The sequence below is a fragment of the Streptomyces sp. AC602_WCS936 genome (genome assembly GCF_019049125.1).
Taxonomy (GTDB): Bacteria; Actinomycetota; Actinomycetes; order Streptomycetales; family Streptomycetaceae; genus Streptomyces.
Map to the genome: position 1 here is coordinate 41,864 of NZ_JAGMUF010000058.1, position 14,638 is coordinate 56,501.

Genomic DNA, 14,638 nt, shown 5'->3' on the forward strand with positions numbered 1-14,638 from the left:
GACGGTGAGCAGTAGGGAGTGCCGGGTGGGTCAGCCGGAGATGCAGCCCGAAGGGCCGCCGCACGACGGGCGGGGCGGTGAGGGGGCGGCCGGGCTCCGGCCGGGCGACCTGGCCGGGCGGGCGTTTCCGCTCGGGGACTGGGCGCTGCCCGCGGAGCGGCTGGACGAGCTGTACCGGTGGGTGGAGCGGGGCGCGCTGGACACGGCGGCCTGGTATCTCGCGGACCGCGTGCGGAAGCGGCGGGGCGCGGTGGCGCTGCGGTGCGGGGCCGCGGCGGGGGCGCTGGCCGGGGCGGTGCTGCCGCTGCTGGACATGTCCGGGACGGTGGGCGGGGCCGCGCCCTGGGGGTATCTGGCGCTGCTGTGCGCGGTGGCCTGCGTGGCCGGGGACCGGTACTTCGGGGTGACGTCCGGGTGGATGCGGGACGTGGCCACGGCGCAGGCGGTGCAGCGGCGGCTGCAGGTGCTCCAGTTCGACTGGGCGTCGGAGAGCGTGCGGGAGGTGCTGGGTCCGGCGGACGGGACGGCGAGCGAGGCGGCCGAGCGGTGCCTGGGGGTGCTGCGGAGGTTCTCCGAGGACGTCACGGAGCTGGTGCGGGCGGAGACGGCGGACTGGATGGTGGACTTCCGGAGTGGGGTCGCGCCGTTGGGGTTGCAGTGGGGGGCGGTGGGTGGGGCCGGAGGGCGGTCGGAGGCGGGGGGCACCGGGCCGGGGCGGTTCTCCGTGGCGCCCAACGGGGCTCGGCCGAACATGCCGAGGCAGCGGCCGCCGGAGCCGCGGTGAGCGTGCGTTTGCGGTGACTGTCTGGGTGGGGTGACTGGTCCGGGGTTTTGTCCGTGCCCGGCGTGGGTGCGGGGCGGGGGTGAGTGCGCGGCCCGGCGCTGCGGGGTGCCGCTGCGCCCACCCGTGCCGCCCCAGCGGCACGACTGCCCGCAGCTGGGCGGGAGAGCGGCTGCCCGCAGCTGGGGCGGGAGGGCGGCTGCCCGCAGCTGGGGCGGAGGGCGGCTGCCCGCAGCTGGGGCGGAGGGCGGCTGCCCGCAGCTGGGGCGGAGGGCGGCTGCCCGCAGCTGGGGCGGGGGGCGGCTGCCCGCAGCTGGGGCGGGGGGGGTCAGTGCCGGGTGTACGTCAGGCTCTCGCCGTTGGTGTTGTTCGCCCGGCGCAGGCTGCCGTCCGGGAGCAGGGTGACCGTGGTGGGCTCGCCCGGGGCGCAGGACGTGGCGGGGCCCACCGTCACCGTCGAGGGGCCGATGCGCAGGGGGCCGTCGGAGTCCGGGGCCGTGGACAGGTCCGCCTCGAAGACGCAGTGGTACGTGGTGCCGCCCGCCGGGCCGTCGGCGACCAGGGAGAGGACCGTGTCGCCCACCTCGCCCTGCTGGATGGTCAGCCGCCGGGTGTGGACGCCGGAGGCGTTGTCGATGGTCGTGGTCCACGTGCCCAGGTACGCCGTCGGGATCGTGCCGTCGTCCCCGGGCGTCGGGGTCGTGGGCCGGTCGGCCTCCGTCGTCGGGGACGGACCGTCCGGGGTCGGGTCCTGTCCCTGGCCCTGGCCCTGGGTCCCGGCGGCCGTCGCCGTGGTCGTGGGGTCGCCGCCGGCCCGGCTGCCGCCGTCGTCCCCGCCGCTCATCAGCGCGTAGACCGAACCTCCGGCGCCCAGCGCCACCACCAGGGCGACCACGACGAGGAGCGCGGTGGAGCGGCCTCTTCGGGGCGGCTCGTGGGGCGGGCCGTACGGCGGTGTCCCGTACGGCGGCGGGCCGTACGGCGGGGTCCCGTGCGGCGGCGGACCGTAGGGCGGGGTCGAGCCGAGGCCGCCGTACGGGTGGTGGCCCGGCGGCGGGGCACCGTAGACCGGGGCGTGGGCGTGGGCGTGGGCGTGGGCATGGGCGTGAGGGGCGGTGGGCGGGGGTGCCGGGGGGTTCTGGCCCGCGACGAGGGTGGGGAGGTGGTTCAGCGGGGCTCCGGCTCCGGCGCCGCTGCCCGGTTCGCGGGGCGGCGGCGGGCCCGACGGCTCCCCCTCGGAGGCCGGGGGCCGGTCCGGGCTCGGTGGGTCCTGCTGCGGGGCCGCCGCCGGTGACTCCGGGTTCTCCGTGTCCAGCAGCCGTACGGCGTGCCGGCCGAGCTGGGCGACCAGCGCGCCGGGCAGCCACGGGTCGCGGGAGCGGCCGTCGGCGACCGTGTCCTGGGCGCCGGTGCGGGCCAGTACCTCGGCGAGGCTCGGGCGAGCGGCGGGGTCCTTCTTCAGGCAGTCGCGCACGAGGTCGGCGATGCCCTCGGGCACCCGGTCGAGGTCGGGGTCCTCCTGCGCGATGCGGAACATCAGCGCGTGCACGCCGCTGTTGGCGGTGCCGAAGGGGAGTGCGCCGGTGGCGGCGTAGGCGATGACGGAGCCGAGGCAGAAGACGTCGCAGGCGGGCGTGACGCGGTCGCCGCGCACCTGCTCGGGCGCCATGAAGCCGGGCGAGCCGACCAGCGCGCCGGTCCGGGTGAGGCCGCCGTCGGTCACCGTCTGCAGGGCCCGCGCGATGCCGAAGTCGATGACCCGGGGGCCGTCGATGGTGACGAGCACGTTGGACGGCTTGAGGTCGCGGTGGATGATCCCGGCCGCGTGGATGTCCTGGAGGGCGTGGGCGAGCCCGGCGGCCAGGGTCCGCACCGAGCGTTCCGGCAGGGCACCGTGGTCGTGGCCCACGACCTGCTGGAGGCTGGGCCCCGCGACGTACCCGGTGGCGACCCAGGGCACGGCCGCCTCGGTGTCGGCGTCCAGTACGGGCGCGGTCCAGTGGCCGCCGACCCGCCGCGCGGACTCGACCTCCTTGCGGAACCGCTCCCGGAACTCCTCCTGCGCGGCCAGTTCCGCGCGCACCAGCTTCACGGCGACCGTGCGTCCACGGTCCGAGCGGGCCAGATAGACGTGGCCCATGCCTCCCGCGCCGAGCCTCCCCAGCAGCCGGTAGGCCCCGATGTGCCGCGGGTCCCCGTCCCCGAGCTTCTGCATGTTGCGCCGCCTTCCCCCGCACGTGAAACTCCCACGTGAGCAACAGACCGAGGATAGTGCGGGGCGGGCGCACGGGGAGCGGGTCCATCTCTACGGTTCCGTAACGGGCCCGCCGTACGGTGCCGGCACGGTACCGGCGCCGCGTCGACAACCTGTCGCGGAAAGCCCCCGTCCACAGACAGGACGCCGATTCCGTTTCCGCATCGCGGACATCTACCCTCGGCCGCATGACCCCTCAGCCCGATCCCCAGGCCGGCGCCGCCGTGAAGGCCGCGGACCGCTCGCACGTCTTCCACTCCTGGTCCGCGCAGGAGCTCATCGACCCGCTCGCCGTCGCCGGCGCCGAGGGGTCGTACTTCTGGGACTACGAAGGGAAGCGCTACCTCGACCTCGCCAGCGGTCTCGTCTACACCAACATCGGCTACCAGCACCCCAAGGTCGTCGCCGCGATCCAGGAGCAGGCGGCGCGGATGACGACCTTCGCGCCCGCGTTCGCCGTCGAGGCGCGCTCCGAGGCGGCGCGGCTGATCGCCGAGCGGACGCCCGGCGACCTGGACAAGATCTTCTTCACCAACGGCGGCGCGGACGCCGTCGAGCACGCCGTGCGCATGGCGCGGCTGCACACCGGGCGGCCGAAGGTGCTGTCGGCGTACCGCTCGTACCACGGCGGCACCCAGCAGGCGATCAACCTCACCGGCGACCCGCGCCGCTGGGCCTCGGACAGCGGCACCGCCGGTGCCGTGCACTTCTGGGCGCCCTTCCTGTACCGCTCGCGCTTCTACGCCGAGACCGAGGAGCAGGAGTGCGCGCGGGCGCTGGAGCACCTGGAGACGACGATCGCCTTCGAGGGCCCGGGGACGATCGCCGCGATCATCCTGGAGACGATCCCGGGCACGGCGGGGATCATGATGCCGCCGGCCGGTTACCTGGCCGGGGTGCGGGCGATCTGCGACAAGTACGGGATCGTGTTCGTGCTGGACGAGGTGATGGCCGGGTTCGGGCGGACCGGTACGTGGTTCGCCGCCGACCTGTACGACGTCGTGCCCGACCTGATGACCTTCGCCAAGGGCGTCAACTCGGGCTACGTCCCGCTGGGCGGCGTCGCGATCTCCGGCGAGATCGCCGCGACGTTCGCCGAGCGTCCCTACCCGGGCGGGCTGACGTACTCCGGTCACCCGCTGGCCTGCGCCGCCGCCGTCGCCACGATCAACGTGATGGAGGAGGAGGGCATCGTCGAGCACGCGGCGCGGCTCGGCGCCGAGGTCGTCGAGCCCGCGCTGCGGGAGCTGGCCGAGCGGCACCCGAGCGTCGGCGACGTGCGCGGGACCGGCATGTTCTGGGCGCTGGAGCTGGTGAGGAACCGGGAGACCCGGGAGCCGCTGGTGCCGTACAACGCGACCGGGCAGGCGGCCACCCCGATGTCCGCCTTCGCCGCGTCCGCCAAGGCCCACGGCGTGTGGCCGTTCGTGAACATGAACCGGACCCACGTCGTCCCGCCCTGCAACGTCTCCGAGGCCGAGCTGAAGGAGGGCCTCGCGGCCCTGGACACGGCACTGTCCGTGGCGGACGAGTACACCGAGTAAGGTCCTGCCCGCTTACGGGCAGGCAAGCGACCCGAGCGCGTAAGGTGGCGTGCTCGTACACCGTGGACATGTGTACGAGCACGCCACAGCTGTGTGTACGAGTACACCCCGTACGCGACGAGGAGACCGCCCGATCATGCCCGGCCCCAGCCGCACCGGTGCCGTCACGCGCAGCACCCTGCGGCAGCAGATCGCCGACGCGCTCCGCGACGAGGTGCTGTCCGGGCGGCTCCAGCCGGGGCAGGAGTTCACGGTCAAGGAGATCGCCGAGCAGTACGGGGTGTCCGCGACGCCCGTGCGCGAGGCGCTGGTCGACCTGTCCGCGCAGGGGCTGCTCGACGCCGACCACCACCGCGGGTTCCGGGTGCACGAGTACTCGGTCGACGACTTCCGGGGGATGGTCGAGGCCCGCAGTCTCGTCATCGGCGGGATGTTCCTCGCCCTGGAGGGCGCCCGGCGGGGCGGGCCGGCCCCGGACGATCCGCGGGTCGCCGCCGCCCTCGCCGGGGTCCGCCGGCGCGGTGAGGAGGCCCAGCGGGCCGCCGCGGCCGGGGACCTGACCGTCCTCATCGGCTACGACCTGCGCTACTGGCGCGAGTTGGCCGTGCTGTTCGGCAACCCCTACCTCTCCGACTTCCTGCACCGGCTGCGCGTGCGGAGCTGGGTGTGCACGGTGCAGCACCTGCGCCGGCTGAGCGACCTGCGCGGCACCCTCTGGTCGGGGCACACCGAACTGGTCGACGCCCTCGCCCGCCGCGACGCGCCGGCCGCCCGTGCGCTGATCGACGCGTACAACGCTCACTCGCTCGCCCTGATCGAGCGCCTCGCCCGGCGATGACCAACGCCTGAGGTGTCGTGGCCGGGCCCCAAATGGGTATGGGATCTGCACGCACCACGCACCGACTACGCTTCCAGACCACCCCGCCCGTCCACCGTGCTGTGTGAGGAGCCCTCTTTTGGCCTGTGACCTGTGGCTGGTACCGCTCGTCGACGTCTTGTGCCACACGCCGGACAACCCGTTCGCCGAGGAACTCGCGCAGTACGACAAGGTGCTGGCCGAGGCCGGGCTGCCGCCGGTGCCGGTGTACCAGTACATGCCGGGGCTGTCCGGCGAGGTCGCGCCGGTGGCCGGATTCGACTACGACGCCCTGCACTTCCTGCGCCGCGCGTACCTGCTCCAGGTGTGCGGGCTGGCGGTGACGCCGGTGGACGAACTCGGCGGTGACTACGAGCAGTTGCTGGAGATGTTCGAGTCGACGGCCCAGCAGTCGCACCTGGTCTGGCACTACGACCACGCGGGCGCCTACGTCCCCGTCGACTTCCCGCACCCGCTCTCCAGCGACGAACTCCTGGCGGGCGGCGGCCCCTTGGGCTCCTCGCACACCCTGCTGCGGGAGCTGGAGGCCGTCGCCCCGGCCCTCGGCATCGACCCGGCCAACCCCCCGGCGCCACCCGCGCCGCCGCTCGCCCCGACGGAGCTGGAGGAGCCGGCCGTTCCCGCGCCGTACGACGCCAGCCCCTTCGCCCGTGAGCGGCACGTGTGGCTGGGGCTGCACGCGGCGGCCACGCGGAGCCTGGCGCAGGGGTCGATGATCGTGTTCAGCTGATCCGCCGGCGGCCGGTCAGCGGAGCTGGGAGAGGCCCTTGGCGAGGTCCTCGCCGTTCATGATCGGGCAGACCTCGACCTCGGCGTTCATCTCCACGAGGAACGGCTCACCGAGCCGGGGCATCTCCGAGCTGTCCTGCATGTCGAGGACCAGCAGGGCCGTCCGCCGACCGCCGAGGACGCCGAAGTAGGCGGCCTCCGGCTTGATGTGGTCGAGGGTCTCCCGCATCAGGTCGGTCATCTTGCCGCTGCGGACGAGTTCGTTCGACTTCTCCGTGTCCAGCGTGGCCTTGAGCAGCACGCGCATCGCACTCACCTTCTTCTGCCGACGCGGCGTGTACAGCTTCAGCCTATGCCTGAAATGAGCAGTTTGTTCAGCTGGTTCGGCTCCGCGATCACATCGATGCCGGTGATGCGGTCGTCGTGGGCGTCGTCCGCGAAGGTGAAGCGGAGCACCACGCGCAGCCTGCCGTGCTCGGCCATCGCCAGGCCGACCCTGCCGTCCACCAGGACCACGCCGGTGAACCGCGCCCGCGCCATCGAGGCCATCGCACCCCGCGCGACCGGCTCGACGCCGGAGACGGCGAAGGGCTCGGGCGTCGGGACGACCGCCGCGTCGGCGCGCAGGACGACCTCCGGGTGGAGCAGGGAGACCAGCGCGTCGAAGTCGCCGCCCCGGGTGGCCGCCAGGTACGCGTCGACCGCGCGGCGCCGGCGGGGCGGGTCGGCGTCGGGCACGGGAACGCCCCGGACCCGGCGGCGGGCGCGGCTGGCCAGCTGGCGGGTGGCGGCGGGGGCCTTGCCGAGCATCGCGGCGATGTCGTCGAAGGGGACGTCGAACATGTCGTGCAGGACGAACGCGAGCCGTTCGGCGGGGCCCAGGGTGTCCAGCACGATCAGCAGCGCGATGCCGACCTCGTCGGCGAGCTGGGCCTCCTCGGCGGGGTCGGTGCCGGTCGTCCCCGTTCGTGGCCCCTCCTCCAACGGCTCCTCGCGGCGGGTGTCGCGGGCGCGCAGCATGTTGAGGCAGACGCGGGCGACGACGGTGGTGAGCCAGCCGGAGAGGTTCTCCACCTCCGAGGTGTCCGCGCGGTCGGCGCGCAGCCACGCGTCCTGGAGGGCGTCGTCGGCCTCGCCGAGGGAGCCGAGGATGCGGTACGCGACGGCACGCAGCCGGGGGCGGTCCCGCTCGAAGCTCTCCGCCAACGCGTCGGTTCGTCCGGGCACCGTACGGCTTCCCTCCGTGTCCTCGTGTCCTCGTGTCCTCGGGGTCCTCAGGGTTCTGACCCAAGTGAATCACCGGACCCCCGGCGCCCTCAGCGGATCAGACGGATCCCCGGCGGCCACAGCACCCCGTCCGCCAGCAGCAGTGACGGCCCCAGGTGTACGGGGCACACCCGCAGCGGCGTCCTGAGGTGCCGGGCGACCTCGAAGCGGGCCGGATCGCCGCAGTCGTCGGGGACGCCCGGGTCGCCCTCTCCGCCGTACGGGCCCTGGCAGGAAGCGGCGCGGTCACGGTCGGTCATGCCCACGATCCGACACCACGCTCCGGGCCGGCGCCCGGGGAAGTGGGCCGAACGGTCGCGGTGCGGCCGGCTACGGGGCGATTTCGGCGTCCTGGAGGCCGACGCACTTGCGCTCCTGCGGGATCCACTTCACGGCGGGGTCCAGCGCGGCGAGGACGCCGCCCACCTCCTCGCGCGGCCCGGTGTAGGTGAGCTCCACGGCCGGGGAGCGGCCGTAGGTCCGCAGCACGCTCACGCCGTCGCTCTTGAGCCGCTTCTCGTCCAGCACCCAGTCGACGCCGTCGGCCGTGACGCAGAGGTTGATGTTGGGCGGCAGCTCCTCGGCGCCGCAGCGGAACACCGCCTTCTGGCCGCCCCAGGAGGCGACGCCGTCGCCGAGGGCCCAGTCGCGCGAGGCGCCGGGTATGTCGTCGGGGAGGCGGTCGACCACCTTGCCGCACTTGGCGTTGTCGGCGTGCGGGGCGGCGGAGACGCGGTGGCTGTCGACGTAGAGGAGCCCGCCGGTGACGGCGACGACCGCGACGGTCAGCCAGATCCACGTCCGGGTGGTGGGCTTCCGCATGTTCCGATCCGCTCCGCGCTGTCCGTTCCGTCCACTGCTGGCACCGGCCAGCGTATCCGTAGGCCGAACACCGACGGCCGGGGCCCCGTGCGGGGTCCCGGCCGTCGGCGTCGGCATTCGGTTCTCTACAGGAACGAGTTGATCTCGATCGTCTCGTCCCGGCCCGGGCCCACGCCGATCGCGGAGATCGGGGCGCCGGACATCTCCTCCAGCGCCTTGACGTACGCCTGGGCGTTCTTCGGCAGCTCGGAGAACGACTTCGCCTTGCTGATGTCCTCGCTCCAGCCCGGCAGCATCTCGTAGACCGGCTTCGCGTGGTGGAAGTCGGACTGCGAGTACGGCAGCTCCTCGACGCGCTTGCCGTCGATCTCGTAGGCCACGCAGACCGGGATCTGCTCCCAGCCGGTGAGGACGTCGAGCTTGGTGAGGAAGAAGTCGGTGAGGCCGTTGACGCGGGTGGCGTAGCGGGCGATCACCGCGTCGAACCAGCCGCAGCGCCGGTCGCGGCCGGTGGTGACGCCGCGCTCGCCGCCGATGCGGCGCAGGGCCTCGCCGTCCTCGTCGAACAGCTCGGTCGGGAACGGGCCGGCGCCGACGCGGGTCGTGTACGCCTTGAGGATGCCGATGACCCGGCTGATCTTCGTCGGGCCCACGCCGGCGCCGGTGCAGGCGCCGCCCGCGGTCGGGTTCGACGAGGTGACGAAGGGGTACGTGCCGTGGTCGATGTCGAGGAGGGTGCCCTGACCGCCCTCGAACAGGACGACCTTGTCGTCCTCCAGCGCCTGGTTGAGGACCAGGACGGTGTCGGCGACGTACGGCGCGAGCTTGTCCGCGTAGCCCAGCAGCTCCTCGACGACCTGGCCGGTGGCGATGGCGCGGCGGTTGTAGAGCTTGGTGAGCATCTGGTTCTTGACGTCCAGCGCCGCTTCGACCTTCTGGGTGAGGATCGACTCGTCGTAGAGGTCCTGGACGCGGATGCCGACACGGTTGATCTTGTCGGCGTAGGTCGGGCCGATGCCGCGGCCGGTGGTGCCGATCTTGCGCTTGCCGAGGAAGCGTTCCGTCACCTTGTCGACGGTCACGTTGTACGGCGTGATGATGTGGGCGTTTCCGCTGATCAGGAGCTTGGACGTGTCGACGCCTCGCTCGTTCAGCCCGCTCAGCTCGGAGAACAGGACCGACGGGTCGACGACGACGCCGTTACCGATGACCGGCGTGCAGCCGGGGGAGAGAATCCCGGAAGGGAGCAGGTGGAGGGCGTACTTCTGATCGCCCACGACTACCGTGTGGCCGGCGTTGTTGCCGCCCTGGTAGCGCACCACATAGTCGACGGAGCCACCGAGCAGGTCCGTCGCCTTTCCCTTGCCTTCGTCACCCCACTGAGCACCGAGCAGCACAAGTGCGGGCACGCGCGTACACCCCTTCCGGGCGGGGCATGTCCATGGTCGAGGGCGTACGCGGTGGATTTCCGCCACGTACACCGCGACCGTCGTTGGCCGCCAACCGTCGGACCGGATGCCCCGGAATAGACGAAGCCCCTGGCGCAATAGCGCAAGGGGCTCTTGCACAAAGATGCTACCCGAGGAAGCGAGGCATGGCCGAGGTGGCGACTTCCGCGAGCTCTTCCGCGAACTCTTCCGCGAGGTCCGTTTCGCTTCTGGTGGTCGTCGATCCGGTCGCCCGGCGGGCGGACGGGGAGTCCGTCCGGATCGCGAAAGACGTACTCAGCGCGGGTGCGTCGAGCACGAAGGTGTGCCTGCCGGACGGTCCGGAGGAGTTCGCGCGGGCCCTGCGGCGGCGGGGCTCGCGACGGCCGGTGGTGGTCGGCGACGACCGGGCGCTGCTGCGCGCCGTGGCCCTGCTGCACCGGCACCGGGAGCTGGCGGCGTGCGGACTGTCCGTGGTGCCGGTGGGGCCGGTGCTGGGCCTCACCCGGTCGCTGGGGCTGCCGTCGGGTGCGGTGGCGGCGGCGCGGGCCGTGCTGGACGGGGCGGAACGGCGCCTGGACCTGCTCGTCGACGACAGTGACGGGGTGGTGCTGGGGGCGGTGGGGATTCCGCCGGTCGCCGGGCACCTGGACGAGGGGGCGTTCGTGGACCCGGCCGACGACGCCGCGCGGGGCGGGTCGCGTCCGGCGTCCGCGCCTGCGTGGCCCTGGCTGCGGACCTGCCAGTCCCTGGTCCGGACCCTGGCGTCCGCACGGCCGGTGCGGGCGGCGGCGGCTCCGGGGGCGGCCGGTCCCTCCCGACTGCGGGTGGAGGTCGACGGGGTGACGCTGGTGGACCTGGACCAGCCGGTCGAGGCGCTCTCGGTGGTACCGGGCGCCGGCGGGGTGGCCGAGGTGGAGGTGCGGCCACCGGCGTGGGGCGGGGAGGCGTCGCCGCTGACGGCGCGGGGGCGGACGGTGACTGTGTCGGGGGCGCACTTCCGGTACCGGGCCGACGCGGTGGTGTCGGGGCCGGTGCGGACGCGGACGTGGGTGGTGCGGGAGGGGGCGTGGGGGCTGACGCTGCCTGCGGGGTAGGGCCGCGGGGGGCTGCGGGTCAGGGGGCCTGGAAACCGGCGGTGTCCAGCAGGCAGTCGAGCGGGGCGGGGACGGGGAGCTTCTCGCCGAACGGCCGGGTGATGCGCGACTCGTACCCCTTGGCGGACGGCGTCCACAGGACTGTGGCCTGCTCTTCCTGCATGTCGAGGAGCAGGTGGACGGGGACGCCGGCGCGACCGTAGACCTCCACCTTCTCGGTCAGGTCGTCGTCCCGGGTGCTGGAGGAAGTCAGCTCGGCGACGAAGGTCAGGGCCTCGCCGTCCAGCCGGTTGCTGGTCGTCTCGAACACGCGCCCGGGGGCGGCGTGGATGTCGGGTCCGTACGCCCGCTCGTCTCCTGGAAAGACGAACAGGAACGGGCCGTAGCTGATGCGGTGCTCCGGGGGGAGATACGACCGCAGCTGTTCACACACCGATTCCATGACCCGGTAGTAGTAGCCCTGCGACCACGGCGACACAACGATCTTCCCCCCGATGATCTCGGCCTTGAAGCCGTCGCGCAGCTGAAGCTCGTCAAGGATGTCCAGCAGCTCCTCGAAGCCGCTGGGCTCAGCACCGCTTATCGCCGTCTGCTCCGCCATGACTGTCATGATGCGCCTCCCCCTTGCCGCGGACCAGTCACAACTCAGCGTAGCGGATCGATCACACGGACCCGAACCGTTCCTCCCGGTGCACCCGCCAGCGCTCCATCATCGCGGCGATCTCCCCGTCCACGAACTCGAAGAAGGCCAGCGTCTCGGCCATGCGGCGGCCCGCCGGGGTGTCCGCGCCGAGGCTGGTCACGCCCTCGCGCAGGGCGCTCTCCCAGCGCTTGAGGACCGCCTCGCGGTTGGTCAGCGCCTCGTACCACTGGTCGCTGTGCACCCGGTACCGCTCCCGACGTGAGCCCGGCTCCCGTTCGCGCGAGACCATGTGCTGCTGGGCGAGGTAGCGCACGGCGCCGGAGACCGCGGCGGGGCTGACCTGGAGCCGGGCGCCGAGTTCGGCCGAGGTCAGCGCTCCCGAGTCGGAGGACAGCAGCGCGGCGAAGACCCGGGCGGGCATGCGCTGCATCCCGGCCTCGACGAGCTGGGCGGCGAAGCCCTCCACGAACTTCGACACCGCCTCGGGATCGCGCTCCCGTTCCGTCGGCTCCGTGGCTTCCCTCATGCTTCGATCATCCCTCACATCCTGACGCTTTCTTAACTTCACAAATTTGTGAAGTTAGCGTACGTTCCAAAGTATGACGAAGGCAATCAGCGTCTCCGGACTCCACAAGTCGTTCGGCCGGACACGCGCCCTGGACGGCCTCGACCTGGCCGTCGAGGCCGGTGAGGTCCACGGTTTCCTCGGCCCCAACGGCGCCGGCAAGTCCACCACCGTCCGCGTCCTGCTCGGCCTGCTGCGGGCCGACTCCGGCGCCGCCCAGGTCCTCGGCATGGACCCGTGGGCGCAGGCGGTCGAGCTGCACCGCCGCCTCGCCTACGTCCCCGGCGACGTCGAGCTGTGGCCGAACCTGACCGGCGGCGAGGCCATCGACCTGCTGGCGCGGCTGCGCGGCGGGCTGGACCGGCGGCGCCGGGACGAACTCGTCGAGCGCTTCGGCCTGGACCCGACCAAGAAGGGCCGGGCCTACTCCAAGGGCAACCGGCAGAAGGTCGCCATCGTCGCCGCGCTCGCCTCCGACGCCGAACTGCTGCTCCTCGACGAGCCGACCGCCGGCCTGGACCCGCTCATGGAGGTCGTCTTCCAGGACGTCATCACCGAGGCCAAGGCCGCGGGCAAGACCGTCCTGCTCTCCAGCCACATCCTCGCCCAGGTGGAGAAGCTCGCCGACCGGGTCAGCATCATCCGGCTCGGGCGGATCGTGCAGTCCGGCACCCTCGGCGAACTGCGGCACCTGACCCGCACCACCATCGAGGCGGAGACCGAGCGCCCCGCCTCGGGCCTGGACGCGCTGCCCGGCGTCCACGACCTGCGGGCCGACGACGGCCGCGTGCGCTTCGCCGTCGACGGCGGCGAGGTCGACGGCGCGGTCCGCAAGCTCACCGAGTTCGGCATCCGCAGCCTGGTCAGCCACCCACCGACGCTGGAGGAGCTGATGCTCCGCCACTACGACGACGCCCTGCCGCCGAACGACGTCCGTGGAGCCGTGCGATGAGCTCCACGACCGCCACCACCACCGCCAAGACCACGGCGCGTCCCGGACCCTCCGCCGGCCGCTCGGGGACGCTGGCCGGCACCGGCACGCTCGTCCGCTTCGCCCTGCGCCGCGACCGCGTCCGGCTCCCCGTGTGGATCCTGGCGCTGCTGCTGGGCACCCTGTCGACCGCGAACAGCTACGCCGAGTTGTACGGCACGCCCGAGGACCGGGCGAACGCCGTCGAGACCATGGGCAGCCCGGCCGGTCTCGCCATGTCGGGCCCGCGCCACTACCTCGACGCCTACACCTCCGGCGCCATGCTCGGCCACCAGATGCTCGGCTTCATGGCCGTCCTCGTCGGCCTGATGAGCGTCCTGACCGTCACCCGGCACACCCGCGCCGAGGAGGAGACCGGCCGGGCCGAACTGCTGCGCTCGACAGTCGTCGGCCGGCACGCCCACCTCGCCGCCGCTCTCTGGGTCGCGGTCCTCGCCAACCTCGTCCTCGCCGCGCTGCTGGCCCTCGGCCTGGCCGGTCTGGGCATCGAGGGCATCGACGCGGGCGGGTCGCTGCTGTACGGCGCCTGCCACGCCGCCGCCGGTCTCGTCTTCGCCGCCGTCGCCGCGATCACCGTCCAGCTCACCGCGCACGCGCGCGGCGCCGGCGGCATGGCCCTCGCGGTCATCGGCGCCGCCTACGTGCTGCGCGCCGCCGGTGACAGCGGCGAGAGCGGCGCCCTGTCCTGGCTCTCCCCGATCGGCTGGGTGCAGCGCACCTACGTCTACGTCGACGACGACTGGTGGCCGCTGCTGCTCTGCCTCGCCCTGGCGGCGGTGTGCGCGGCGACGGGCTTCGTGCTCTCCACCCGACGGGACGTGGGCGCGGGCATCCGGCCGGAGAAACTGGGCAGCCCGGTCGCCTCCGCCGCACTCGGCACCCCGCTCGGCTTCGCGCTGCGCCTGCACCGCGGCATGCTCGCCGGCTTCGGCGCGGGCCTGTTCCTGATGGGCGCGATGTACGGGTCGATCCTCGGTCAGGCCGAGGACATGCTGAAGGACATCGACCAGCTCCAGGAGGCCCTGGACCGCATCGGCGGCTCCGGCATGGCGGAGGCCTTCGCGTCGATGGTGATGGTGGTCGTCGCCGTGGTCGCCGCGGTGTACGCCGTGATGGCCGCGCTGCGGACCCGCGCCGAGGAGAGCGCGGGACGCGCCGAGCCGCTGCTCGCCACCGGACTGTCACGCGGCCGCTGGGCCGGCAGCCACCTGGCCGTGGCGGCAGTCGGCGGCACGCTCGTACTGCTCCTGGCCGGCCTCGGCTTCGGCGTCGCGGGCGCCGCCTCCACCGGCGACGGCGTCCTGGTGCCGAGGCTGGTGGGCGCGGCCCTCGCCTACGCGCCCGCCCTGTGGGTCACGGTCGGGGTGGCGGCGGTGCTGTTCGGCTGGTTCCCGAAGGCGAGCGCGGCGGCCTGGATCGTGCCGGTGTACGCCTTCGTCGTCGGCTACCTCGGCCAGATCCTCCAGTTCCCCGGCTGGATGAACAACCTCTCCCCCTTCGGCCACGTCCCCCGGCTCCCCGCCGCGGACATGAACTGGACGCCACTGCTGGTGCTGACCCTCGTCGCGGCGGGACTGGCGTGGCTGGGCCTGGCGGGCTTCCGGCGCCGGGACCTGGAGACGAAGTAGGCGGGGCGGGGGCG

15 protein-coding genes are annotated in these 14,638 nt (G+C 73.2%); 7 read left to right on the plus strand and 8 right to left on the minus strand.

Annotation, left to right across the window (positions count from 1 at the left end):
- Positions 1–25: 25 nt before the first annotated feature.
- Positions 26–784: an SLATT domain-containing protein gene (locus KUM03_RS20735; RefSeq protein ID WP_217250768.1), complete on the plus strand. Its 759-nt coding sequence runs from the start codon at positions 26–28 to the stop codon at positions 782–784.
- Between the two features lie 325 nt (positions 785–1,109).
- Here the strand turns inward: KUM03_RS20735 and KUM03_RS20740 are convergent, their stop codons facing one another.
- Positions 1,110–2,996, minus strand: a complete 1,887-nt coding sequence (locus KUM03_RS20740; protein WP_217250769.1) for a serine/threonine-protein kinase — start codon at positions 2,994–2,996, stop codon at positions 1,110–1,112.
- A 227-nt stretch (positions 2,997–3,223) separates the two neighbouring features.
- On the opposite strand from KUM03_RS20740, the gene KUM03_RS20745 reads away from it, so the two are divergent.
- The 3 genes from KUM03_RS20745 to KUM03_RS20755 all read left to right on the plus strand — a co-directional run bounded on the left by KUM03_RS20745 (position 3,224) and on the right by KUM03_RS20755 (position 6,186).
- The gene (locus KUM03_RS20745; protein ID WP_217250770.1) at positions 3,224–4,579 is read left to right on the plus strand and encodes an aspartate aminotransferase family protein; all 1,356 of its coding nucleotides are present in this window, start codon (positions 3,224–3,226) and stop codon (positions 4,577–4,579) included.
- 136 nt (positions 4,580–4,715) lie between these two features.
- Positions 4,716–5,417, plus strand: a complete 702-nt coding sequence (locus KUM03_RS20750) for a GntR family transcriptional regulator (protein ID WP_217250771.1) — start codon at positions 4,716–4,718, stop codon at positions 5,415–5,417.
- Between the two features lie 118 nt (positions 5,418–5,535).
- On the plus strand, positions 5,536–6,186 hold the full coding sequence (locus KUM03_RS20755) for a hypothetical protein (RefSeq protein WP_217250772.1): 651 nt from the start codon (positions 5,536–5,538) through the stop codon (positions 6,184–6,186).
- A 15-nt stretch (positions 6,187–6,201) separates the two neighbouring features.
- Here KUM03_RS20755 and KUM03_RS20760 read toward each other — a convergent pair whose 3' ends face one another.
- The 5 genes from KUM03_RS20760 to KUM03_RS20780 form a co-directional block, all read right to left on the minus strand.
- Positions 6,202–6,492: a hypothetical protein gene (locus tag KUM03_RS20760; RefSeq protein ID WP_217250773.1), complete on the minus strand. Its 291-nt coding sequence runs from the start codon at positions 6,490–6,492 to the stop codon at positions 6,202–6,204.
- Positions 6,493–6,530: 38 nt separating this feature from the next.
- Positions 6,531–7,412: a sigma-70 family RNA polymerase sigma factor gene (locus tag KUM03_RS20765; protein ID WP_217250774.1), complete on the minus strand. Its 882-nt coding sequence runs from the start codon at positions 7,410–7,412 to the stop codon at positions 6,531–6,533.
- Positions 7,413–7,501: 89 nt separating this feature from the next.
- Positions 7,502–7,711, minus strand: coding sequence for a hypothetical protein (locus tag KUM03_RS20770; RefSeq protein ID WP_217250775.1), 210 nt, complete (start codon positions 7,709–7,711; stop codon positions 7,502–7,504).
- Positions 7,712–7,781: 70 nt separating this feature from the next.
- A complete protein-coding gene (locus tag KUM03_RS20775) occupies positions 7,782–8,273 on the minus strand; it encodes a DUF3515 family protein (protein WP_217250776.1) in 492 nt (163 codons plus the stop codon).
- Between the two features lie 125 nt (positions 8,274–8,398).
- Positions 8,399–9,682: an adenylosuccinate synthase gene (locus KUM03_RS20780; RefSeq protein WP_073726453.1), complete on the minus strand. Its 1,284-nt coding sequence runs from the start codon at positions 9,680–9,682 to the stop codon at positions 8,399–8,401.
- A 185-nt stretch (positions 9,683–9,867) separates the two neighbouring features.
- On the opposite strand from KUM03_RS20780, the gene KUM03_RS20785 reads away from it, so the two are divergent.
- Positions 9,868–10,797: a diacylglycerol kinase gene (locus KUM03_RS20785; RefSeq protein ID WP_217250777.1), complete on the plus strand. Its 930-nt coding sequence runs from the start codon at positions 9,868–9,870 to the stop codon at positions 10,795–10,797.
- A 19-nt stretch (positions 10,798–10,816) separates the two neighbouring features.
- Here KUM03_RS20785 and KUM03_RS20790 read toward each other — a convergent pair whose 3' ends face one another.
- Both KUM03_RS20790 and KUM03_RS20795 read right to left on the minus strand, forming a co-directional pair.
- On the minus strand, positions 10,817–11,407 hold the full coding sequence (locus KUM03_RS20790; RefSeq protein ID WP_217250778.1) for a Uma2 family endonuclease: 591 nt from the start codon (positions 11,405–11,407) through the stop codon (positions 10,817–10,819).
- Between the two features lie 52 nt (positions 11,408–11,459).
- Positions 11,460–11,966, minus strand: coding sequence for a GbsR/MarR family transcriptional regulator (locus KUM03_RS20795; RefSeq protein WP_217250779.1), 507 nt, complete (start codon positions 11,964–11,966; stop codon positions 11,460–11,462).
- A 73-nt stretch (positions 11,967–12,039) separates the two neighbouring features.
- Here KUM03_RS20795 and KUM03_RS20800 point away from each other — a divergent pair, with 73 nt between their 5' ends.
- On the plus strand, positions 12,040–12,957 hold the full coding sequence (locus tag KUM03_RS20800; RefSeq protein ID WP_217250780.1) for an ABC transporter ATP-binding protein: 918 nt from the start codon (positions 12,040–12,042) through the stop codon (positions 12,955–12,957).
- Positions 12,954–14,624 (plus strand): ABC transporter permease, encoded by a 1,671-nt coding sequence (locus KUM03_RS20805; protein ID WP_217250781.1) that lies wholly within the window; start codon positions 12,954–12,956, stop codon positions 14,622–14,624. The genes KUM03_RS20800 and KUM03_RS20805 overlap by 4 nt, the downstream gene beginning before the upstream one ends.
- Positions 14,625–14,638 lie beyond the last annotated feature (14 nt).

Coding starts and splice junctions, on each gene's coding strand:
- KUM03_RS20770 (WP_217250775.1), bottom strand. CDS start 7,711: ATGACCGACCGTGACCGCGCCGCTTCCTGCCAGGGCCCGTACGGCGGA.
- KUM03_RS20795 (WP_217250779.1), bottom strand. CDS start 11,966: ATGAGGGAAGCCACGGAGCCGACGGAACGGGAGCGCGATCCCGAGGCG.
- KUM03_RS20745 (WP_217250770.1), top strand. CDS start 3,224: ATGACCCCTCAGCCCGATCCCCAGGCCGGCGCCGCCGTGAAGGCCGCG.
- KUM03_RS20740 (WP_217250769.1), bottom strand. CDS start 2,996: ATGCAGAAGCTCGGGGACGGGGACCCGCGGCACATCGGGGCCTACCGG.
- KUM03_RS20800 (WP_217250780.1), top strand. CDS start 12,040: ATGACGAAGGCAATCAGCGTCTCCGGACTCCACAAGTCGTTCGGCCGG.
- KUM03_RS20805 (WP_217250781.1), top strand. CDS start 12,954: ATGAGCTCCACGACCGCCACCACCACCGCCAAGACCACGGCGCGTCCC.
- KUM03_RS20760 (WP_217250773.1), bottom strand. CDS start 6,492: ATGCGCGTGCTGCTCAAGGCCACGCTGGACACGGAGAAGTCGAACGAA.
- KUM03_RS20785 (WP_217250777.1), top strand. CDS start 9,868: ATGGCCGAGGTGGCGACTTCCGCGAGCTCTTCCGCGAACTCTTCCGCG.
- KUM03_RS20775 (WP_217250776.1), bottom strand. CDS start 8,273: ATGCGGAAGCCCACCACCCGGACGTGGATCTGGCTGACCGTCGCGGTC.
- KUM03_RS20750 (WP_217250771.1), top strand. CDS start 4,716: ATGCCCGGCCCCAGCCGCACCGGTGCCGTCACGCGCAGCACCCTGCGG.
- KUM03_RS20790 (WP_217250778.1), bottom strand. CDS start 11,407: ATGACAGTCATGGCGGAGCAGACGGCGATAAGCGGTGCTGAGCCCAGC.